Genomic DNA, 22,163 nt, shown 5'->3' with positions numbered 1-22,163 from the left:
CGAACGACGGCCACGCCCAATCGGGAAAGGCGCTCAGCGCCTTTCCAAGAGGCCCATGCCTCAAAGAGCTTCCAGCCCGAGCCGGCGGAACAGCTTGCGGTCGGCCTCGTCCTGCGGATTGCCCGCCGTCAGCAGCGTGTCGCCGACGAAGATCGAGTTTGCGCCGGCAAAGAAGCACAGAGCCTGCATCTCGTCGGTCATGGCCGAGCGCCCTGCCGAGAGCCGTACGAAGGAGGCCGGCATCATGATGCGCGCCAGCGCGACGATGCGCACGAACTCGATCGGGCCGACCGGCGGCGCTTTCGCCATCGGCGTTCCCGGGATCGGGATCAGCATGTTGATCGGCACGCTTTCCGGCGCTTCCGGGAGATTGGCCAGCGTGACCAGCATGTCGACGCGGTCCTGTTCGCTCTCGCCCATGCCGAGGATGCCGCCGCAGCACACTTTCATGCCGGCTTCGCGGACATGCGAAAGCGTATCGAGACGATCGGCAAACGTGCGGGTTGAGATGACGCTCGGATAGTAGCGCTCCGAAGTATCGATATTGTGATTGTAGTAATCGAGCCCGGCCGCGCTCAGCCGGTCGGCCTGCCCGCGGTCGAGCATGCCGAGCGTCATGCAGGTCTCGAGCCCAAGCTGCTTCACCGCACCGACAACCTCGACGATGGCATCCATGTCGCGCGGCTTCGGGTTACGCCAAGCCGCCCCCATGCAGTAGCGCGTCGCGCCGCTCGCCTTGGCCTTGCGCGCCTCGGCAACAATCGTCTCGACCTCCATCAGCTTGGAGGCCGCAACAGAGGTTGAATGATGCGACGACTGGCTGCAATAGCCGCAGTCCTCCGGGCAACCGCCAGTCTTGATGTTCAGCAGCCGGCTCAACTGCACGCGATTGGGGTCAAAATGCTCGCGATGCACGGATTGTGAACGGAACAGCAGGTCGTTGAAGGGAAGCTGGTAGACCGCCCAGGCGTCCTGACTGGTCCATTGTTGGCTTCCGACTTGAGTCCCGCGGGATTTTTCCTGTGCGGGGATTGGCTTGGTTTCCCCTTCGTTCGCACCGAGCATTCCTACATCTCCACAATGCGGCGGGACCATTGTGAACCTCGCCGCAGCAGTGGAACTGTCAGCGGAATCGGACTGGAGTGTGGCGATTCGATTTGAAGCGGCGAAGAGACTGACGGCGGCATCGGCGTTTGCAGACTTTTGGCCGCTCGATTCGAGAAGCTGAATGCCCGCAGCCTTGGCGGTCGAGCCGAGACAGCAGGCGAAGGCGGCGAAGGCCCAAAGAGTGCTGCGCAATGGAAGTCCCCCGGTTTCGCGCTGGAGTTGGCACGTGAAAGGACAGCGGAATTATGGCTTCAGTTCGCGCAAGCATGGACGTCTTGCCGTCAGTGTTGGCGTTGACGTCTTCCAGATTTTCACGCCCAGAATCAGCGCGGACACGAAACGCCCAGCCCGAGCGGCGGAGCGATCCAGCCGCGTCGATCAACGCGGCATGGATCGCCCTGGTTTCGTCGGTCAGAGCTTCCTGCTGATGGCCTCCGCCATCATGATCGTCGTCACATTCGTCGGTGCCGAGACGATATCGGGCATGATCGAGGCATCGACGACGTGGAGGGCATCGACGCCGCGGACAGTCCCCTTCTCATCGACAACGGCACCCGGATCGTTTGCACCGCCCATCGGTACCGACGAGGTCGGGTGGGAATAGCCGTCGACCGACGCGACGATGGCATCCTCGAGCGCCCTGTCGTCCACGACGTTCCTGCCCGGCGTCATCTCGGTTGCGATCACATCGCTGAACGGGGCAGTCCGCCCGATCCGGCGCGACAGTTTCACCGCCTCCATCATCCGCCTGAGGTCGCTTGGGTCCTGAAAGAAGTTGAAACGGATGAGCGGCATCGCGCGCGGGTCGCGGCTCGCAAGGCGAACAGTGCCTTTCGACTTCGGCAGCGTCACCGAACAGGCCAGAACAATGGCGCCGCCGGTCGGACTCTGTGCGGCATCGAAAATGTGCGTGCCGGAGATGTGCAGGTCGAGTTCATCGGCGGCAGCTTCGCTCGAGCGGGTCCAGATGATCGCGCCTGCGACGGGTGTCATGGACCTGGCTTCCGGCTTGAGCGCGTAGACATTGTAGTAGAACGGATGCTCCTTCAACCGCTCGCCGACCGGCGCATCCACGACGACGGGAATGTCGAGCTCTCCCAGATGCGAGCACGGACCGATGCCGGACCGCATCAGGATGGCCGGACTGCCATAGGCTCCGGCCGACAGGACCACCTGTCCCGCCGCGATCGTTCGGCCGTTGGCAAGACGCACGCCGGCCGCCCGGCGGCCATCGAACAGGACGCGGTCCACCTCGCACTCGCCCATGATCGTCAAATTCGGCCGACAGCGCACGTCCTCGGTCAGGTAGGCCATGCCGGTGTTGATACGGCGGCCATCGACGACGTTCAGCGTATACGGCGAGACGCCATGTTGCTCGGCACCATTGAAATCCGTCACCCGCGCCAGACCGCAGGCTTCCGCGGCGTGCACGAACGCGCGCATCGAGGGCGTGTTCTCCTCCATCGTGCGCTGGCGGATCGGAAACGGCCCCGAGCGCCCGTGCCAGGCGTCGTCGCCATCAGGCGTGTTCTCCATCGCCTTGAAGATGGGCAGCACGTCTTCGAAGGACCATCCCTCGACGCCGTGCATTGCCCAACGCACGAAGTCGGACGGGCGCGCACGCATCGCCACCGCCGCATTGATGCCAGAGCTTCCGCCGAGCACTTTGCCGCGGAGCGCCGTCACGTCGTGGCCGAGACCGAGATGATCCTGGGTGTGGTAACCCCAGTCGTGATCTCTGTCGCCGCCCACGCGGTTCGCATTGGCGATGATGTCGGGATAATTCGCGGGAGCGTAAGCCCTGCCGCCTTCCAGCAACAGCACGCGCCGGGCGCGATCCTCACTCAGGCGGTTCGCGAGCACGGCGCCCGCCGATCCGCCGCCGACGATGATGGTGTCGAACGATTGAATGTCGTTGGTCATGATCTCGGTCCCTGAAGCTGTGCCGTCTCAGCGGCGTTCGAAGGCGTTGCGCAGGAAATCGGCGGCGCGGTCGAGCGCGGTCCTGCTGGTTTCGAGATGAGCGACGTCGAGCTGGAAGACGTGATGCATGCCCTCGAAGATCTGTAATTCGACAGGCACCCCCGCCTGCGCGGCGCGCCCGGCAAATCGGCGGGAGTCATCGAGCAGGCGCTCGTCAGTGCCGACCTGGACCAGCAGCGGCGGCAGGCCCTTCATGTCTCCAAACAGCGGCGAGGCCAGCGGATCGGTCACCCCAAACCTGCCGACATATTTGCCGGCGCAGTCCCTGAGGTAGTCGGAGCCGATCAGGGGATCGACGACATCGGGATCCAGCATCGATGCGCCCGACAGCGACAGGTCGGTCCACGGCGAGAACACCACGCCAGCGATCGGTGCCGGCCCGTGAGGCTTGCTGGCCAATCCCTGCAAGGTCACCAGCGTCAGACCGCCACCGGCGGAATCGCCGACGATTGCGATCCTTTCGAACCCGTGCGCGACAAGCCATTCCCAGGCGAAGCGTGCCGCATCGGGGGCCGCCGGCAGCGTGGCTTCCGGCGCCAGCGGATAGTCGATGACCAGCGCGGGAATCTGCGTACGGCTGACGATCTGGCTGACAAAACCGCGATAGGCGCGCGCCGATCCCAGCACGTAGCCGCCGCCGTGCAGGAACAGAATCGCCTGCCCCGGCCTTGCTTGCTGCGGGCGGACGAAACAGGCGTCTAGGGCCGCGTCGTTGACGTCATCGACTGCGGCGTCGCTCGCCAGCGGGGCGCCGGAGATGAATGCATCGTAGGCGGCGCGCTGATCGCCGCTTGCAGCGCTCCAGAATGCAGAAAATCGGTCGCGCAGCGCGCTCTCGCGTTCCAACTCTTCCGCTGAGATCCGGATGAACTCGCCCTCGGTCTCGAAATCAGCTTCCATCATCGACATCGTTGGTCTCCTTCCTTTGGACATGGCTTCGCCGATCGCGCGACGGGGCATCGTCGCGCGTGGCCTTGTTTCGATCTGTCAGTTATCGCTATGTCGTGATGCGGCCGAACTTGCCTTCGGCGTAGCACGCCAGCGTCCGGCGGATGTCGGCTTCGGTCGACATCACGAGCGGCCCGTGCTTGACGAAGGCTTCGCGGATCGGCTTCGCCGCCATCAACATGAAGTGCGCTGGGGCTGCGGCTTCCATGACAATATCGGTCTCCGGCCCCGTCTCGACCGTCGTCGCATGTGTCGCGCCGAGCGTGCGTTGCTCTTCTTCATGGCGAACCGTCAGGCTGCCCGAGACCACGTAGATCCAGGCCTGGCGTCCCGCCGGCAGTCGGTGAGCAAAGCGGCCGCCCTTGTCGAGAAAGCCGTCCAGCATCGTCATCTCCTCGGGCGTATCCTCGGCGCCAACGGCCGTGCCCGTCCGCCCGAGCAGCACACGCACGCGATGTCCGGGACCAGCCAGCACCGGCACGTCTTCGGCGAGAACGTGCAGCGAGCGCGCCGGCTCGCCCTTCAAATGGCGCGGCAGATTGACGAAGATCTGAAGTGCGTGGGTCCTGGCGCCATCCGCCGGCCGCTCCTCGTGAGCGGCACCGCTCGCCGCCACCAGCCAGTAGAGATCGCCAGCCTTCAGCGCGACGTTATGGCCGAGCGTATCGCGGTTGATGAATTCGCCCGCGGAGTCCTCGAACATCGCGGTCACCGCCGAAATGCCCGCATGCAGATGCGGGTCGAAGGTCGGGGCGGTCATCACGAAATCGTCCACCATCAACAGCGGATCCATCCGGCCGCCGAACATCTCCTCGGAGAAATGGTGCGCCGTGAACCCGTCGCCGATCCCGTGCGGGCTCGCGGCGACGATCTGGCCCAGCCGTAACGCCTGCGTGCGTGGCTTCTCTGCAGTGATCATGTCGGTCATCGTTCGGCTCCAGATCGCATCTTCTGGCGACACCCTGGACCGCGGCGCGTCAGCCGAAAAGACGCCAAATCCAGAACATAGCGTCCAACAGCTTGGACGATCTACATCAGCACCGTCTTCGGGAATTCCGCTGCCAGATGATCGAGGAAGGCCCGGACCGACGGCAGGAGCCCCTGCCGATAGGGAATGAGCGCGGTGATCGTGGAGTCGCCGGCGATCCAGTTCGGCAGCACGCGCCGCAGCGCGCCGGATTTGACGGCCGGTCTGCAGATGTAGCCCGGCAACGCCACGATCCCGAGCCCCCTGATGGCGGCTCGCTGGAGCCCGACCATGTCGTCGCTGAGCAGCCGCGGCATCAGCGGCACGACGGCCACGTTCTTGGCCTGGCGCGCATGGCGCAGCCGCCAGACCGGATCGACGCCCATCCGCATCATGAACAGTGAGGGATGACCGGCGAGGTCCTGCGGCTTCTCCGGCTCGCCATGCTCCTTCAGATAGTCCGCGCCGGCGAACAGAAACCACGGCGCCGGCGCCAGCGTCCGCTGCACCAGATTGGAATCCGGCAAGGGATCGGTGTGCGCGCGGACCGCGACGTCGAAGTTTTCGCCGACAATGTCGACGGTGCGATCGACGGCGTGCACGACGACGTTGACCTTCGGATACTGGACCAGGAAGTCCGCGATGATATCCGACATCGCGAACTGCATCGTGGCCACGCCGCCGGTGCAGCGGATCGTGCCGCTCGGCTCCGCAAGCCGCCCCCTGATCGCAGCCTCGGCGGTTTCCGCTTCGCGCAGCATTCCGACCGCGTGCCGGTAAAACTCCTCGCCCGCATCCGTCATACCGAACTTGCGCGAGGTGCGGTTGAGCAGTCGCACGCCGAGACTGGCTTCCAGCTGCTGCATGCGATGGCTGAGAGTCGACTTCGGCGTCCGCAACGTTCGGCTCGCGGCCGTGAAGCCGCCCCGATCGACCACCTGCACGAACAAATAGAAATCGTTGAGATCCAGCATGCGTACCCCATCGTCCAATCAATTGGACGCTTGGTTCGGATTTTGGCGACTTCTAGGCCGATGGTCCAGTGGGTAGTTGTCGCCCCGTCACGGCGAATGGTCGTGGCCCGCATCCGGAGCCAGCCGGATCGGCGAAACGGACCAGGAGCCCGAGATGACCAGATACGAACCCCTCACCCGCGACAACGCCGCCGTCATTCTCGTCGATCACCAGATCGGCCTCATGAGCGGCGTGCGCGACTACTCGACCGGCGAGCTCAAGCACAACGTGGTGGCGCTGGCGAAGGCGGCGAAAGCGCTCAAGCTTCCGATCGTCGTGACGACGACGGCGCGTGACAGCATGTGGGGTCCGACATTTCCAGAGCTCGTCGAAGCCCTGCCCGGAATCGAGATCATCGATCGGTCGACGGTGAATGCCTATGACGACGCGCGCGTCGCCAGGGCAATCGAGGCGACGGGCCGCAAGAAGCTGATATTTGCGGGCATCTCTCTCGAGGTCTGCGCGGCCTTCCCTGCCATGACCGCCGTGACGCGCGGCCTCGACGCTTATGTCGCAGTCGATGCCTCCGGCACCTTCAGCGAGACCAAGCACCAGTCGGGCCTGGCGCGCATGCAGCAGGCCGGCGTCATCGTTTCCGACTACGCGACGCTGATGGTCGAAATCCTCAAGGACAACGCGGCCCCGGAAGCAGCCGCCGTTTACGCAGCGCTCGACATGCCCTGGGCCACTCTCGTCGGCCAGATCGCCGCAGCCATGCGGAAGTGAGCATGGCGCCGTCGGCTCGACAACGGGTCGAGCCGACATTCGCGGCGCGCTACGCGCTTCTCAGAGCCGAGAAGAAAATTTGCGACCTCGTGTCGGATCGGCGGCTTCTCCGTCGTCCTCGTGACATGAATGGGCCATAGACGCCAAACTCGGGCCCATCAATCACTGAGGATAACAATCATGCCCAGCACCGTCCGCCTGCACCGCGTTCTCGCCACCAGCCCGGAGAAGGTCTATCGCGCCTTCCTGGAGGCCGATGCGATGGCGAAATGGCTGCCGCCCAACGGCTTCACCTGCACGGTGCATCATTTCGAGCCCAAGGTCGGGGGCACGTTCAAGATGTCGTTCCGGAATTTCACCACGGGCAACAGCCATTCGTTCGGTGGCGAATATGTCGAGCTCGTCCCGAACGAACGGCTCCGCTACACCGACAAGTTCGACGATCCCAACCTGCCCGGCGAGATCCAGGTCACCGTGATCCTGAAGAAGGTCTCGGTCGGCACCGAGCTGGACATCACGCAGGCGGGTATCCCCGACGTCATCCCGCCGGAGGCCTGCTATCTCGGCTGGCAGGACTCGCTGCGCAATCTGGCGAAGCTCGTCGAGCCGGAGATCAATCAATAGCGCGCGCAGCCACGGCAGGCTGCATCTCAAATCAAAGGGCCGCCTGCTTCGGCGGCCTCTTCGATTTCAGGCCGACCGGCTCAAGTCCCCTGCCGAATTTTCATATTCTGCGGGATCAGGGGACGGCAACTGCAACCGTTTCTTCGATTATCTTAGGCTGCCCACCTTCGTTCGTAAGGATGGACGAGTAATAACCGTGAAACGGCCGATCTCCCAACTTGGCCTGCCACGTTCCCGCGTTGAGCACGAAGGCACCTTCGGGACGCGAAATGGTTCTTCGAACCGCATAGTCATGCAATCCGAGCTTGAGAGCATCGCCGAAGCTCCGGCGAATGGCGTCCCGCCCCTGAAAAATGCCGCTGGGCGTCACGCGCACAGCGTTCTCTGCAAATGTCGCGGCGATGGCATCCAGATCACCGCGATTGTACGCCTCTGAAAAGTGCCTGTGCATCTCGTCCATGGCAGCATCATCAAGCGTCTCTCCCGCAATCGAGTTACGCGGAATGGCAAGCGCCAAGCACACGATGAAAGCCGCTATTCTGAAGGCCATGATCCCCCCGTTATCTTAGCTGTTATCGATCGATGGTGCTCTCTGCTCGGCAAGATCGGATGAGCACCCCTTGGCTATTATCACTCATCGAACAGCCAGCGCCGCACCGCGCGGGTTTCGACTCCCAGAGCGGCGCCCACTCCAACCAAAGCGAGGAATCCCAGGAATATCATCCACGCTGTCGGGCGGCCCATCGACTTACCTCGTTTGTCGAGATCATACGCGGTACCGGAATTCCTGGGATTCAAAGGTCCGTGTTGGGTTGCTCGTTGCCCTATGGCCCCAATCAACCTAGTTCCGCCTGCCTCTCGGAAACAGACATTGCAGCGCCGCACCGCTCTCGCAATCTCGGAAAGATGGTGGGCACGGCGCTCCGCACCTTTGCCCACCCTACGGCACCGAAGACTCGATGTGAGCTGTCCTCTCAAAGAGTTCCGCATTCTCCGTCTTCGTGAGCGCAGCGCAGCAATGACGGCTGGTGCTGCGCGAGCGCAGCCCTACGCGCCCCTCGCCTCGAGCCCGCCATCGGCCGTCCAGCGGTCCGGATCCGGACTGTGGCCGATCAGCGCGAGGCCATAGGCGATCGACTCGAACTGGTCGCCCGACATCAGCCGCTCGTTGCCGAACCGTTCGGCGAACAGCTTGCGGACGGCGGGCACGAAGGACGTGCCGCCGGTCAGGAACACCTTCTCCACCTCGCGCGCGGTAATTTTGGCTTCGCCCAGCACCTTGTCGACCGTGGCTCCCAGCCGTGCGATGTCGTCGGCAATCCAGGATTCGAATTTCTTCCGTGTGACGGCCGCGCCGATGTCGACGCCGCCGCCCCGAAAGCGGAAGTCGACCTCGTCCTGCGCCGACAGCGCGACCTTGGCGTCGGACACCGCGCGATACAGCGAAAAGCCGAGGTCGAGATCGACGATGGTGATGAAATCCTCGAGCAGTTCCGGCTTCAGCGCGGTGCGCGCGAGCTCCCTGAGCTCGCGCAAATCGCCGTTGCTCTTCATCATCGCGAGCTGATGCCAGCGCGCCAGATTGGTGTAGTGACCGCTGGGGATCGGCAGCACCTTGTCGAACGAGCGGAAGCTGGAGCCCTTGCCGAGCCGCGGCGAGACGATGTGGTCGACGATGCGATAGTCGAACGTGTCGCCTGCAATGCCGATGCCGGCGTGTCCGAGCGGCTCGGCGCGCAGGTGACCTCCCGCGCGCGAGAAGCGCATCACCGAGAAATCGCTGGTGCCGCCGCCGAAATCGGCAACCAGCACGGTGGCGTCGCGCTCGAGCCTTCGGGCGAAGGAGAACGCCGCGCCCACGGGTTCGTAGACGTAGCGGGCGTGCGTGGCACCCAGGCGCTCGAACGCGGCGCGGTAGCGCTGCATCGCCAGCGCCTCGTCGGGATTGCCGCCGGCGAAGCGGACGGGACGGCCGACCGTGATGTGCGCGGCCTCGAAGCCGAACCTGTCTCCGCCATGGCGCGCTAGCGTTCGCAGGAACGCCGCCAGGATGTCCTCGAACTTGAAGCGTTGGCGGAACACCTGCGTGGTGTTGAAGCTGCTGCTCGCCGCGAAGGTCTTGAACGACTGGAGGAAGCGGTAGACGTGGCGCCCTTCGAGAAACTGCTCGATCGCCCATGGACCGCCCTCGGCCTGGGCGCCCGCTCCCGGCCGGTCCTCCCAGAAACACAGCGCCGACACGTAGACGCTGTGGCGCTGTCCGCCATGGTCGAAGCGGATCGCCTCGACCCGGCGGTCGTCCGCCGCGAGGGCGACGACCGTATTGCTGGTCCCAAAATCGATGCCGATCGAGACGGCGGGCGAGGCGCTCGACATGAACCACTCTGACAGTTGATTGGATAAGGGGGCGGACCACTAGCCGCTTTGCATGGGCCTGCCAAGAGCCTGCCAAGAGCCTGCCTATTGCAGTGCGGCCGGAACCTGGCGCCCATCCGCGTCAGACGGTGGACGTCCGGTTGGGCGATTCGGCCCGCTATCGTCTCCTCGGTGGGGGAAAACGACCCTCTGTCCCCATCCACCAACAACTTTATGTCCGAAACGGTCGCGTTAACCCGGCATTATGCTGCAATGCGAAAGGTCGCATGCTGCCATGCAAACAAGTGCATGGACAGTGGCATCTGGTATACATAGTTTGCCTTTCGAAATGAGACAGCAAGACTGACTGTTCTCAAGAAAGGGATCTCCGATGTCCAAGACCGCAGCCGTTGCTCTCGCCCCCTCCGCTTCGCTGTTCGCCCGGCTGATGGCCGCGATCGACCGCTTCCTGATGGCGAGCGCCGAGATTTCGAACCACAACGGCGACCTGCCGCGTTTCGGCCTGTAAACGGCCTCGGGCGTCCCGCCGGACGGGCGCCAAAGACGCTCCGTTCGATCAAATGGCTCCGCATGGCGGTGCCATTTTCTGTTTGCGGCCCTCCCTCCTGCGCGACCGAGACTGCGACGATTCGTCCGCTGCGCCGACCCGCCGATCCGATTGTTTGTCTACTGGCATTTCGCATACCATTCATGCAACCAAGAACGATTGCACGATTAAAAGTGTAAGGACGGGGAAACGTAACGCAGGACGGGAACGGCCGAGAGCGGCACATTTGCTGCGGGCCTTGGCGGAACCTTAGCCGAAAGAAGCGGATGCCGCGCGTTGTCCCCGCTCATAGAGTTTCGATCGGGACTGCCATGGGTGATAGACCGAAGGGTAACCCAGGGCATGTGACTCGAGATGGGCTAACGCAAGCCGACAAAGAGCGGCTGCGCTGAGGGTTCGACAGGGAGAGAAACAGATGAAGCCATTCGTTCTGAATGCCGCTTTGACGGCAATCGCGTTGTCGTGCGCCAGCAGCACCGCCAGCTTTGCCGGCTGGGAGCCGGTTCGTCCGGTCGAGTTCATCGTGCCCGCAGGCACCGGCGGCGGCGCCGATCAGATGGCGCGCACCATCCAGGGCATCGTCACCAAGCACAATCTGATGAAGCAGCCGCTGGTCGTCATCAACAAGGCCGGCGGCGCGGGCGGCGAGGGCTTCCTCGATGTGAAGACGTCGACGAACAACCCTCACAAGATCATCATCACGCTGTCGAACCTGTTCACGACGCCGCTGGCAACGGGGATTCCCTTCAACTGGAAGGATCTGACGCCGGTGGCGATGCTGGCGCTCGACGAATTCGTGCTCTGGGTGAACGCCGAGAAGCCGTACACCACCGTCAAGGACTACGTCGACGCGGCGAAGAAGGCGCCCAGCGGCACGTTCAAGATGGGCGGCACCGGCTCCAAGCAGGAAGACCAGATCATCACGGTCGGGATCGAGAAGGCGATCGAGGCGAAGTTCACCTACATCCCCTACAAGGGCGGCGGCGAAGTCGCCGTTCAGCTCGTCGGCAATCACGTCGATTCGACCGTCAACAATCCGATCGAGGCGGTCGCGCAATGGCGCGGCGGCAAGCTCCGTCCGCTCTGCGTCTTCGACGCCCAGCCGATGGCCTATGACGAGCCGATCGCCGACGGCAAGGCCTGGAAGGACATTCCGACCTGCAAGTCGCAGGGCCTCGCGATGGAATATCTGATGCTGCGCGGCATCTTCATGTCGCCCAAGGCCACGAAGGATCAGATCGAATATTACGTCGAGCTGTTCAAGAAGATCCGAGCCACGCCGGAATGGCAGGACTTCATGAAGAGCGGCGCCTTCAACACCACCTTCATGGCTGGCGCCGACTACGCCAAATGGATCGAGGCGGAGGAGAAGCGCCACGAGGGCCTGATGAAGGAAGCCGGCTTCCTCGCCTCGGCGAATTGACCCGCGACATCGACGACGGCTGAGGACGCTGGTCGTCCTCCCGTCTGCCGCGGCCGCGAAAGACTGCAGTTCTGCCTGGAGGTCCCATGTCTCAACGATCCGGCTCCGCATCTGGCCCGGCGCACAAGACGCTCGAAATCGGCATGGCGCTGCTGATCGCCGTCTTCGGCCTCATCGTGATCTTCGGCAGCCTGAAGGCCGGCATCAATTGGGGCGCGGAGGGTCCGCGTGCCGGCTTCTTCCCCTTCTATATCGGCGCCGCCATCGTCGGCGCGAGCGCCATCAACCTCTGGAACGCGCAACGCGACGACGACGGCCGGCTGTTCGCAGAATGGGGACAGCTTCGCCAGGTCATGAGCGTCGTCGTGCCCACCGCGATCTATGTCGGCTCGATGCCGTTCATCGGCCTCTACGTGGCCTCGATGGTTTTCATCGCCTGGTTCATGCGCTGGCTCGGCAACTATCGCTGGCTGACGACCCTCGCAATCGCGGTCGGAATGCCGGTCGTGACCTATCTGGTTTTCGAGCGCTGGTTCCTGGTCCCGCTTCCCAAGGGCCCGCTCGAGGAATGGCTCGGCCTGTAAAGGGCTCGATCCGCAAAGGGCTCGGCCCGTCAGAGCTACGCCGTCATTTCCGCTATTGCTGCAGGATATCGATATGGAAGAGTTGGCCAATCTGTTTCACGGCTTCGCGGTCGCCCTGCAGCCCTACAACATCATGCTGATGGTCATCGGCATCACGCTCGGGGTCATCATCGGCGTGCTTCCGGGGTTAGGCGGCGCCAACGGCGTTGCGATCCTGCTTCCCCTGACCTTCAGCATGCCGCCGACATCGGCGATCATCATGCTGTCCTGCATCTATTGGGGCGCGTTGTTCGGCGGCGCCATCACGTCGATCCTGTTCAACATACCCGGTGAGCCATGGTCGGTCGCGACCACCTTCGACGGCTATCCGATGGCGCAGCAGGGCAAGCCCGGCGAGGCCCTGACCGCCGCCTTCACCTCCTCCTTCGTCGGCGCGCTGTTTGCCGTCGTCATGATCACGCTCGTTGCCCCCCTCGTCGCGGGCTTCGCGCTGCGATTTGGGCCAGCGGAAAAGTTCGCGGTGTACTTCCTCGCCTTCTGCAGCTTCGTCGGCCTCAGCAAGGAGCCGCCGTTCAAGACCATCGCGGCGATGATGATGGGCTTTGCGCTCGCGGCGGTTGGCCTGGATTCGATCACGGGACAGTTGCGGCTGACCTTCGGCGTCACCGAGCTGCTCAACGGCTTCGACTTCCTGATCGCCGTGATCGGCCTGTTCGGCATCGGCGAGATCCTGCTGACCATGGAGGAAGGGCTGGCCTTCCGCGGCGGCAAAGCGAGCATCAACCTTCGCGTCGTGCTCCAGACCTGGCGGGAGCTGCCCGCCTATTGGATGACCTCGCTGCGCTCCTGCCTGATCGGATGCTGGATGGGCGTCACGCCCGCAGGCGCGACGCCGGCATCCTTCATGAGCTACGGCATCGCCAAGCGCCTGGCGCGACGCGGCAACAACTTTGGCAAGGGCGAGATCGAAGGCGTGATCGCGCCGGAAACGGCCGCGCATGCCGCGGGCACCTCGGCGCTGCTGCCGATGCTCTCGCTCGGCGTGCCCGGCTCGCCGACCGCCGCCGTGCTGCTCGGCGGACTGTTGATCTGGGGCCTGCAGCCCGGCCCGATGCTGTTCGTGGAGCAGAAGGAATTCGTCTGGGGCCTGATCGCCTCGATGTATCTCGGCAATCTCGCCGGCCTCATCGTCGTGCTCACCTGCGTGCCGATCTTCGCCGCGATCCTCCGCGTGCCCTTCGGCATCATCGCGCCGCTCATCCTGGTGCTCTGCGCGATCGGCGCCTATTCGGTGCACAACAGCACCTTCGACGTGATGCTGATGCTGGTGTTCGGCGTGCTCGGCTATCTCCTGAAGAAGTGCAATTACCCGCTCGCACCGCTGGTGCTCGCCATCGTGCTCGGCGACAAGGCGGAGGAAGCCTTCCGCCAGTCGCTGCTGGGATCGCAGGGCTCGCTCGGCGTGTTCTTCTCCAACGGCCTCGTCAGCACGATCATGGCGCTCGGCCTCATCGCCCTGTTCTGGTCGGCCATCCAGGAAGGCTATAGCCGGCTGCGCACGTCGATGGCGTGAGCGGCGCGACCTGCGCAAATTGCACTGCTGCCAACGCCAGATTGCCGCAGGCTGAACTTCTGGAATATAGAATTCCAGGAATTGCGCGGTCACTGGCCGACCGCGCGCCGGCGGGCGCGAGCAGCCCAAGCGTGGAAAATCTCGGAGTGGACAGCTTTTCTACAGCGTGCTTGCGACCGCACCGCGCTACGAAAAACATTCGATAAATCAATATCTTGTATTGAATGAACCGCCCTTGCCGCCGGCGCGCCTGCAGCAGTTGGGGCTTTACAATCGCGCGCTTATAGCGCATGTGAACAGGCCCGCGTTATTTCGCCGCACCTCCCCGTCCCTCGGTTGAATCTTGGCATATTGCATACCAGTATGCCCGCCGGCGCATGCATAACAATGATCAGCGCGTTCGGGAGGGTTCTTAATGACGGACATGGTGCAGTCGGCAGCGGCCCCTAGTGTCGCACGTGTGAGCGATACTTATCGCTGGGCGCAATTGGCCATCGGCGTAGGCGCGATGGTGATGATCGCCAACTATCAATATGGCTGGACGTTCTTCGTCCCTGACATCCAGAAGACGTTCGGCTGGGATCGCGCGTCGATCCAGTGGGCCTTTACGCTGTTCGTGCTGTTCGAGACCTGGCTCGTGCCGGTCGAAGGCTGGTTCGTCGACAAGTACGGCCCGCGCATCGTGGTGCTGGTCGGCGGCGTGCTCTGCGCCATCGGCTGGGCGATCAACGCGCAGGCCACCACGCTCAACGGCTTCTATCTCGGCATGATCATCGCGGGCATCGGCGCCGGTGGCGTCTACGGCACCTGCGTCGGCAACGCGCTGAAGTGGTTTCCGGACAAGCGCGGTCTTGCCGCGGGCATCACGGCCGCCGGCTTCGGTGCCGGCTCCGCGCTGACCGTCGCGCCGATCCAGGCCATGATCAAGGACAGCGGCTTCCAGACCACCTTCCTCTATTTCGGCCTCGGACAAGGCATCATCATCTGCATCCTCGCCTTCTTCCTGCTGGCACCAAAAGCGGGCCAGGTGCCGGCCGTGGTGGCGAACGCCCATCTGGTGCAAACACGCCGCAACTACCAGCCGACCGAGGTTCTGCGCCAGCCGATCTTCTGGCTGATGTACTTCATGTTCGTGATCGTCGGTGCCGGCGGCCTGATGGTGACGGCGAACCTGAAGCCCATCGCGGTCGACTGGAAGGTCGACAGCGTTCCGGTGACGCTGATGGCGGTGACGATGACGGCGGTGACCTTCGCCGCGACGATCGACCGCGTGCTCAACGGCCTGACACGTCCGTTCTTCGGCTGGATCTCCGACATGATCGGCCGCGAGAACACGATGTTCATCGCCTTCGGCATGGAAGGGTTCGGCATCTGGATGCTCTACCTCTGGGGCCACGACCCGATCTGGTTCGTGCTGCTCTCCGGCTTCGTGTTCTTCGCCTGGGGTGAGATCTACTCGTTGTTCCCTTCGACCTGCACCGACACGTTCGGCGCCAAGTTCGCGACTACCAATGCCGGCCTGCTCTACACCGCGAAGGGCACCGCCGCGCTGCTGGTGCCGATCGCCAACTACATGCAGCAAACGTCGGGCACCTGGGACAGCGTGTTCATCATCGCAGCCGGCGCCAACATCCTGGCTTCGCTGCTGGCGATCGCGGTGCTGAAGCCCTGGCGCAAGGTCGTGGTCGCAAACTCGACCCTCTGACCCGCTCCACCAGCACTCCAAGAGCGACGCCCGGCCTCACGGCCGGGCGTTTTCGTTTGCCGCGGAGGGTTTCCGCCATTCCGCCCGGTCCGGGCAGACCCCCGCGCATTGGTGGAGAGGACGCCAAGTTAGGGCTTGCAATCTGGAATATCGTATACCACTCTCCCACTAGCGCCTGCGACGATAAGACACAATATTTGCGACATCAGGTCATCTTGTGATCTGACGCCGTAGTCAATCAGGCGCGTTGGGAGGTTTTGATGATTTCCAGCCAGGATGGCGCCGTCACCGCCGCGCCGCTTCGCACAGGTTTCCGCTGGCTTCAGCTCGTGATGGGCATCGTCTGCATGGCGATGATCGCCAATCTGCAATACGGCTGGACGTTGTTCGTCGATCCGATCGATGCGGCCCACCACTGGGGCCGCGCAGCGATCCAGCTCGCTTTCACCATCTTCGTGGTCACCGAGACCTGGCTGGTGCCGGTCGAAGCCTGGTTCGTCGACAAATACGGCCCGCGCATCGTGATCATGTTCGGCGGCGTGATGATCGCGCTGTCCTGGATTCTGAACTCTTATGCCGCCAGCCTCACCCTGCTCTACGCCGCCGCGATCATCGGCGGCATGGGCGCGGGCGCGGTATACGGCACCTGCGTCGGCAACGCGCTGAAGTGGTTTCCCGATCGCCGCGGCCTCGCGGCAGGCGCGACCGCCGCCGGCTTCGGCGCGGGCGCCGCGCTCACCGTGGTGCCGATCGCGAACATGATCGCAGCGAGCGGCTACCAGCACGCATTCCTCACCTTCGGCATCGGCCAGGGCCTGATCGTGTTCGTGCTCGCCTTCTTCATCCAGCCGCCGCGGATCTCGATCCCGCCGAAGAAGAAGCAGCTCAATCTGCCGCAGACCAAGATCGACTTCACCCCCCCGCAAGTGCTGCGAACCCCTGTTTTCTGGGTGATGTACCTCGTCTTCGTCATGGTCGCCTCGGGCGGGCTGATGACCGCGGCGCAGATCGCCCCGATCGCCCACGACTTCAAGATCGCCGATACGCCGGTCGCGCTCGCCGGCTTCCAGATGGCGGCCTTGACGTTCGCGATCTCGCTCGACCGCATCTTCGACGGCTTCGGACGGCCCTTCTTCGGCTTTGTCTCCGACACGATTGGCCGCGAGCCCACCATGTTCATCGCCTTCGGCACCGCGGCGGTGATGCTCCTGACCCTGTCGGCTTACGGCCACATCCCTGTCGTGTTCGTGCTCGCGACAGCGGTGTATTTCGGCGTGTTCGGCGAGATCTACTCGCTGTTCCCGGCCACCTGCGGCGATACCTTCGGCTCGAAGTTCGCGACCACCAACAACGGCATGCTCTACACCGCGAAGGGCACGGCGTCCCTGCTCGTCCCGCTCGCGAGCGTGATCTCGACCGCCTATGGCTGGAAAGCCGTGTTCGTGGTGGCGGTGGCGCTGAACGCGACCGCGGCACTGATGGCGCTGTTCGTGATCAAGCCGCTGCGCCGCTCCTTCATCCTCGGCAAGGAAGCCGAGAGCACGGACACGGCGACCGGCAACGCCAAGACCGAGACGGTGTAAGCCACCGCACGCTTTGCAATCGAGAAGGGGCGCAGCGATGCGCCCCTTTCTCTTTGGTACACGGCAAACGTCAGCATTACTGCCGCAAGATTTTTCGGATCCGCCAAATCCAGCGCTTGACGATTGGCATTATGTATACCACACTTCCCCTGTCATTCACCCAGGGAGGTTGCAATGCTGGTCGGAGACATTCTGCGCAAGAAGACGCCGCGCGTTGTTACGGTGCGAATGAACGAAACGGTGGGTATCGCCGCCAAGCTGATGCGCGCCAACAACATCAGCGCGCTGGTGGTCAAGGACGTGGTCCGCTCGGAAGGAAACACCGCGGTCGGGATGTTCACCGAGCGCGACGTCGTGCGCGCCGTTGCCGAGCACGGCGCCAATGCCGTCAGCGTCAAGGTCTCGCAGCTGGTCTCGGTGCAGCAGCTCGTCTCCTGCACCTCGAGCGATACGATCGAGCATGTCCGGCATCTGATGAACCGGCATCACATCCGGCACCTGCCCGTGATCGACGAGTACAGCCTCGTCTCCGTCATCAGCATGCGCGACATCGCCGCTGCCGTCGACGAAGCCACCAACTCGACGCCGCAAGCAGCCTAAAGCGGCCCCCTTCCCCTGTGACTGCCGACCCCGGCTCGGATCTCTCCGAGCCGGACCGGATCTTTCGTCCCAAAATCCGGCTTCTGCTCCCCTCGCGAGGATTTCATGAAGATCTGCATCTATGGCGCCGGCGCGATCGGCGGATATCTCGGGGTTCAGCTCGCCCGCGCGGGCGCCGACGTCAGCCTGGTCGCACGCGGCGCACATCTCGCCGCGATGCGCGAGCGAGGCCTGACACTGCTCGCAGGCGAGGAAAAGCACACGGTGCATCCGCGCTGCACCGACGATCCCACCGAGCTCGGCGTGCAGGACACCATCATCGTCACGCTGAAGGCGCATTCGATCACCGGCGTGATCGAGAAGATGCAGCCGCTGCTCGGCCCTCACACCCGGATCGTCACCGCCGTCAACGGCATCCCCTATTGGTATTTCTACAAGCACGGCGGCCAATACGAGAATTCGACGCTGGAGAGCATCGATCCTGGCGGCCGGCAATGGCGCGAGATCGGCGCCGAGCGCGCCATCGGCTGCATCGTCTATCCCGCCACCGAGATCGAGGCGCCTGGCGTGATCCGCCACGTCTACGGCAACAATTTCCCGCTCGGCGAGCCCTCGGGCGAGATCACGCCGGACGTGCAGCGCCTCGCCGACCTGTTCGTCGCGGCCGGCCTGAAAGCTCCCGTGCTCAACCGCATCCGTGACGAGATCTGGCTCAAGCTCTGGGGCAATGTCTGCTTCAACCCGATCAGCGCATTGACCCACGCAACGCTCGACGTGATCTGCACCGATCCGGCGACACGCGCCTTGTCGCGGGCGATCATGGTCGAGACGCAAGCCATCGCCGAGTCGTTCGGCGTCAAATTCCGCGTCGACGTCGAGCGCCGCATCGAGGGCGCCCGCAAGGTCGGCGCGCACAAGACCTCGATGCTCCAGGATCTCGAACGCGGTCGTCCCATGGAGATCGACCCGCTCGTCACCGTCGTGCAGGAGATGGGCCGCCTCACCGGCGTCGCCACGCCCGCGCTCGACTCGGTGCTGGCGATGGTCACCCAGCGCGCCCGCATCGCCGGCCTCTATGACGGCGTCTCGACGCCGGCCGATCCGCGCGCCCTGGCGGTGGCATGATGGCGGGCGAGATGAAGAAGTGGCTCCGCTTCCGCCATGCCGGCACGGCCGGTTTCGGCACGCTGACGTCCTCAGGCATCAGTGTGCACGAAGGCGAGATGTTCGGCCGCAATGCACCGACCGGTAAAGCGCTGGCGCTGTCGGACGTCGAGCTGCTCGCGCCCTGCGTGCCCAGCAAGATCGTCGCGCTCTGGAATAATTTCCACGCGCTCGCGGCCAAGCTGAACCAGCCCGAGCCGCCGGAGCCGCTCTACCTCCTCAAGGCCACCACCAGCATCACGACGCCGGGCGCCGTGATCCGCCGGCCCTCTTATTACGACGGCAAGACCACTTATGAGGGCGAGCTCGGCATCGTCATCGGCAGGACCTGCGCTCGCGTCTCGCCTGGCGAGGCCGACGGCTTCATCTTCGGCTACACCTGCGTCAACGACATCACCGCCAACGACATCCTGACCCGCGATCCGACCTTCCCGCAATGGGCCCGCGCCAAGGGCATCGACGATTACGGCCCGTTCGGCCCCGTCATTGCGACCAGCCTCGATCCGGCGAGGCTCGTGGTCCGCACCATCCTCAACGGCGCGGAGCGGCAGAACTATCCGATCTCCGACATGATCTTCAGCGCGCAGGAGCTGGTCAGCAGGATCTCCCACGACATGACCCTGCTTCCCGGCGACCTCATCGCCGTCGGTACCTCGGTCGGCGTCGGCGTGATGAAGGAGCCGGTGAACACCGTGACCGTCGCGATCGACGGCATCGGCGAGCTCACCAACGAGTTTCGGCTCTAGGACGTGTACTCATGAGTGAGACGCTTGATCCCGGTCGCGCCTGATGTCCGCTCATCATTCAACAGCGGCACAAAAACGGACATCGTTGAAGGTCGCCGATGGGCCAGAAACCGACTTCATCGACTTTCCCCGGCAGATTCAAGCCAGCATCGCGCCGTCCGGCTAAACTAGGGCAGCTATAGTGTAAAACGCGGATCGGCTGAGAGCGCCGATCGGGCGACGTAGTCGAGTTCGCTCCGTGCAATCCCGATATCCATCAACTCTCTGTCGCTCAGATCGTCCAGCACGCAGCCTCTCGCGTTGCGCAACTCACGAAATGCATTCCAATATGCCTTCGAGGGGACCGTAAGACTGCCGCCTCGCCGTTGCCAGTTCAAACTCACTGTTTCCGTGGATGGCGCTCATCGGAGTGCCCAGGTGGGTCTATTTCTGCCAAGCGAGATTGCCGGCAAATCCCCTGGCGCGCTCAACGGTTGGCTTACATTTCCGTTACCGACGGCTTATTCTTGGGGTTTCAGAGGTGGCCGCGAGAGGGAATGCAGCTTGCGTTTTCTTTTTGAGGATTACGCATTGGATACCGACAGGCGCGAACTGCAGCGCGCAAGGGAAGAGGTCGTTGTCACACCCCAAGTATTCGACCTAATTGAATACCTGATCCGAAACAGGGAGCGCGTCGTCAGCAAGGACGACCTCATCAACGCCGTCTGGAAGGGACGCATCGTCTCGGATGCTGCGCTGACGACCCGCCTCAATGCCGCCCGGAGCGCGATCGGCGACACGGGCGAGAAACAGCAGTTGATCAAAACATTGCCGCGCAAAGGTTTCCGCTTCGTTGGTGCAGTGCAGGAAGCCCGCAGGCCCGCAAATGAGACGGTTGGCCTAATTGAGCCAGCCGGCGACACGCCACCGCGCCTATCCATCGTCGTGCTACCCTTCGCGAACCTGAGCGGTGATCGTGAGCAGGACTATTTCGCGGATGGTGTAACCGAGAGCTTGACCACGGACTTGTCGCGCATCAGCGGTTCGTTCGTGATCGCACGGAACAGCGCCGTCTCATACAAGGGTAGAGCAGTCGATGTCCGGCAAGTCGGCCGCGAATTGAATGTTCGCTACGTGCTCGAAGGCTCAGTGCAACGCAGCGGCAGGCGGCTTCGGATGAACGTGCAGTTGATCGATGCCAGGAGCGGCCAGCATCTTTGGGCCGAGCGCTTCGAAAAGCCTGTCGTCGACCTGTTCGACATGCAGGACGAAATCGTGTCGAGGCTCGCCAGTACATTAGGTGCCCAGCTCGTCGAGGCTGAGGCGCGACGAGCCGAGTGTACGCCGCATCCCGATGCGGTGGACTTGTGCTTCCAGGGCCGGGCCTGGTTGATGAAGGGGATTAGCCTTGAATGCGTGACGCAAGCGCGGGGCTTCTTCGAACGCTCGCTGCAGTTCGATCCCGGCAACGTCGAAGCAATGATTGGTCTGGCAAATGTTGATACGGTAGTTGGAGGTAGCTTTACGACGGATGATGGGCCCGCGCGGCTTGCGGCGGCCGAGGCGATGGTGAACAAGGTATTGTCGATCAGGCCGAACAGTGCCTCAGCCCACATGGCTCGGGGTTGGGTCCAGACCTTTACGAACCGGGCCGCCCAAGGCATCCGTGAGTTCGAACATGCGTTGGCGCTGGCTCCGAATTTGGTCCTCGCTCATGCTGCCCTTGGTTTCGCCAAATCCTACATAGGTCGCGCTACCGAGACCGAAGGCCATATACTCGAAGCTTTGCGGCTCTCTCCTCGCGACGTTTTCGTCTACCAGTGGGCGTGTTTTGCGGGCGTGGCCAAGCTGCTGCTTGGTTCAGACGTCGAAGCCGTCAGTTGGCTACGACGAAGCACCGAGGCGAACCGTAACTTTCATCTCGCTCATCTATCGCTCGCCGCTGCCTTGGCCTTGACCGGCGCGCTCGATGAGGCGCGAAATGCTGCGAGAACGGGACTTGCGCTCAACTCAGGTTTCACCGTCCGTCGCTTGCTCGCAGCTCAACAAAGCGACAATCCAATTTACCTTGCCGGGCTGCAGCGCTTGTGTGAAGGCTGGCGCCTCGCCGGCGTGCCGGAAGGGTGATGAGCGCTTCGGGCCGACTTCAGTGCTTTCCTGCCCTACGTCGGCTCGGGTCACAAGTGGTCATACCCTAACCGATCAGACCATTTCCGCTCAGCCATCAGAAGCCGACATCATCATTTATGGGTGCACGCCCTGGTGCTCTCCAACATGCCGGAGCGCGACGAGTCGTGCCCCTGGAATGAAGGCTCGTCGGCTATTTGCTCCGCAGCGCAGCAAAATTGATCCAGCGCAAATCGCGCGGTCGCGGCCAAGACTAACATTCCCGCAAGACATCTGATGCCAGGGAGGACGCCATGTCGAATGCCGGCAATGCACTCTTGTGGACGGTTCTGTACTTCGCTCTCTCGTTCGTTGCGATTTTCGTGGTCTGGTACGCCGACAAGCTGC

19 protein-coding genes are annotated in these 22,163 nt (G+C 63.4%); 12 read left to right on the top strand and 7 right to left on the bottom strand.

Going from position 1 to position 22,163, the window contains the following annotated elements; all coding sequences use genetic code 11:
- Positions 1-60: 60 nt before the first annotated feature.
- The 5 genes from bioB to HAP40_RS13595 form a co-directional block, all read right to left on the bottom strand.
- A complete protein-coding gene (gene bioB / locus HAP40_RS13615) occupies positions 61-1,065 on the bottom strand; it encodes a biotin synthase BioB (RefSeq protein WP_246741112.1) in 1,005 nt (334 codons plus the stop codon).
- A gap of 453 nt (positions 1,066-1,518) precedes the next feature.
- A complete protein-coding gene (locus tag HAP40_RS13610) occupies positions 1,519-3,030 on the bottom strand; it encodes a GMC family oxidoreductase (protein WP_166817312.1) in 1,512 nt (503 codons plus the stop codon).
- 27 nt (positions 3,031-3,057) lie between these two features.
- Positions 3,058-3,999 carry an alpha/beta hydrolase gene (locus tag HAP40_RS13605; protein ID WP_166817313.1) on the bottom strand — a complete coding sequence of 314 codons (942 nt, stop codon included), beginning with the start codon at positions 3,997-3,999 and terminating at the stop codon, positions 3,058-3,060.
- Positions 4,000-4,087: 88 nt separating this feature from the next.
- The gene (locus HAP40_RS13600) at positions 4,088-4,966 is read right to left on the bottom strand and encodes a pirin family protein (protein WP_166817314.1); all 879 of its coding nucleotides are present in this window, start codon (positions 4,964-4,966) and stop codon (positions 4,088-4,090) included.
- 101 nt (positions 4,967-5,067) lie between these two features.
- Positions 5,068-5,979, bottom strand: a complete 912-nt coding sequence (locus tag HAP40_RS13595) for a LysR substrate-binding domain-containing protein (RefSeq protein WP_166817315.1) — start codon at positions 5,977-5,979, stop codon at positions 5,068-5,070.
- A 154-nt stretch (positions 5,980-6,133) separates the two neighbouring features.
- On the opposite strand from HAP40_RS13595, the gene HAP40_RS13590 reads away from it, so the two are divergent.
- A complete protein-coding gene (locus HAP40_RS13590) occupies positions 6,134-6,745 on the top strand; it encodes an isochorismatase family protein (RefSeq protein ID WP_166817316.1) in 612 nt (203 codons plus the stop codon).
- Between the two features lie 180 nt (positions 6,746-6,925).
- Positions 6,926-7,369 (top strand): SRPBCC family protein, encoded by a 444-nt coding sequence (locus HAP40_RS13585; protein WP_166817317.1) that lies wholly within the window; start codon positions 6,926-6,928, stop codon positions 7,367-7,369.
- A 115-nt stretch (positions 7,370-7,484) separates the two neighbouring features.
- On the opposite strand, the gene HAP40_RS13580 is transcribed toward HAP40_RS13585, so the two are convergent.
- Complete coding sequence (locus HAP40_RS13580; protein WP_166817318.1) at positions 7,485-7,919, bottom strand: YybH family protein; 435 nt, start codon at positions 7,917-7,919, stop codon at positions 7,485-7,487.
- A gap of 497 nt (positions 7,920-8,416) precedes the next feature.
- Positions 8,417-9,745, bottom strand: coding sequence for an Hsp70 family protein (locus HAP40_RS13575; RefSeq protein ID WP_166817319.1), 1,329 nt, complete (start codon positions 9,743-9,745; stop codon positions 8,417-8,419).
- A 370-nt stretch (positions 9,746-10,115) separates the two neighbouring features.
- Here HAP40_RS13575 and HAP40_RS13570 point away from each other — a divergent pair, with 370 nt between their 5' ends.
- From HAP40_RS13570 to HAP40_RS13525, 10 genes are all read left to right on the top strand, one after another.
- Positions 10,116-10,253 carry a hypothetical protein gene (locus HAP40_RS13570; protein ID WP_166817320.1) on the top strand — a complete coding sequence of 46 codons (138 nt, stop codon included), beginning with the start codon at positions 10,116-10,118 and terminating at the stop codon, positions 10,251-10,253.
- A 454-nt stretch (positions 10,254-10,707) separates the two neighbouring features.
- Entirely contained in the window at positions 10,708-11,715 is a 1,008-nt protein-coding gene (locus tag HAP40_RS13565) for a Bug family tripartite tricarboxylate transporter substrate binding protein (protein WP_166817321.1), read from the top strand.
- Positions 11,716-11,801: 86 nt separating this feature from the next.
- Complete coding sequence (locus HAP40_RS13560) at positions 11,802-12,299, top strand: tripartite tricarboxylate transporter TctB family protein (protein WP_166817322.1); 498 nt, start codon at positions 11,802-11,804, stop codon at positions 12,297-12,299.
- A 73-nt stretch (positions 12,300-12,372) separates the two neighbouring features.
- Positions 12,373-13,872: a tripartite tricarboxylate transporter permease gene (locus HAP40_RS13555; protein WP_166817323.1), complete on the top strand. Its 1,500-nt coding sequence runs from the start codon at positions 12,373-12,375 to the stop codon at positions 13,870-13,872.
- A gap of 415 nt (positions 13,873-14,287) precedes the next feature.
- Entirely contained in the window at positions 14,288-15,577 is a 1,290-nt protein-coding gene (gene oxlT / locus HAP40_RS13550; RefSeq protein WP_166817324.1) for an oxalate/formate MFS antiporter, read from the top strand.
- 260 nt (positions 15,578-15,837) lie between these two features.
- Positions 15,838-17,160 (top strand): oxalate/formate MFS antiporter, encoded by a 1,323-nt coding sequence (gene oxlT / locus HAP40_RS13545; RefSeq protein WP_166817325.1) that lies wholly within the window; start codon positions 15,838-15,840, stop codon positions 17,158-17,160.
- A 174-nt stretch (positions 17,161-17,334) separates the two neighbouring features.
- Positions 17,335-17,760, top strand: a complete 426-nt coding sequence (locus HAP40_RS13540; RefSeq protein WP_166817326.1) for a CBS domain-containing protein — start codon at positions 17,335-17,337, stop codon at positions 17,758-17,760.
- A 105-nt stretch (positions 17,761-17,865) separates the two neighbouring features.
- On the top strand, positions 17,866-18,885 hold the full coding sequence (locus HAP40_RS13535) for a 2-dehydropantoate 2-reductase (RefSeq protein ID WP_166817327.1): 1,020 nt from the start codon (positions 17,866-17,868) through the stop codon (positions 18,883-18,885).
- Positions 18,882-19,670, top strand: coding sequence for a fumarylacetoacetate hydrolase family protein (locus tag HAP40_RS13530; protein ID WP_208024781.1), 789 nt, complete (start codon positions 18,882-18,884; stop codon positions 19,668-19,670). Before HAP40_RS13535 ends, HAP40_RS13530 begins: the two co-directional genes overlap by 4 nt.
- A gap of 543 nt (positions 19,671-20,213) precedes the next feature.
- The gene (locus HAP40_RS13525) at positions 20,214-21,776 is read left to right on the top strand and encodes a winged helix-turn-helix domain-containing tetratricopeptide repeat protein (RefSeq protein ID WP_166817329.1); all 1,563 of its coding nucleotides are present in this window, start codon (positions 20,214-20,216) and stop codon (positions 21,774-21,776) included.
- The last annotated feature ends 387 nt before the right edge of the window (positions 21,777-22,163 follow it).

The organism is Bradyrhizobium sp. 1(2017) (genome assembly GCF_011602485.2).
Taxonomy (GTDB): Bacteria; Pseudomonadota; Alphaproteobacteria; order Rhizobiales; family Xanthobacteraceae; genus Bradyrhizobium.
Note: the sequence above shows the minus strand (reverse complement) of the source record. Positions and strands in the feature narration are given on the sequence as shown.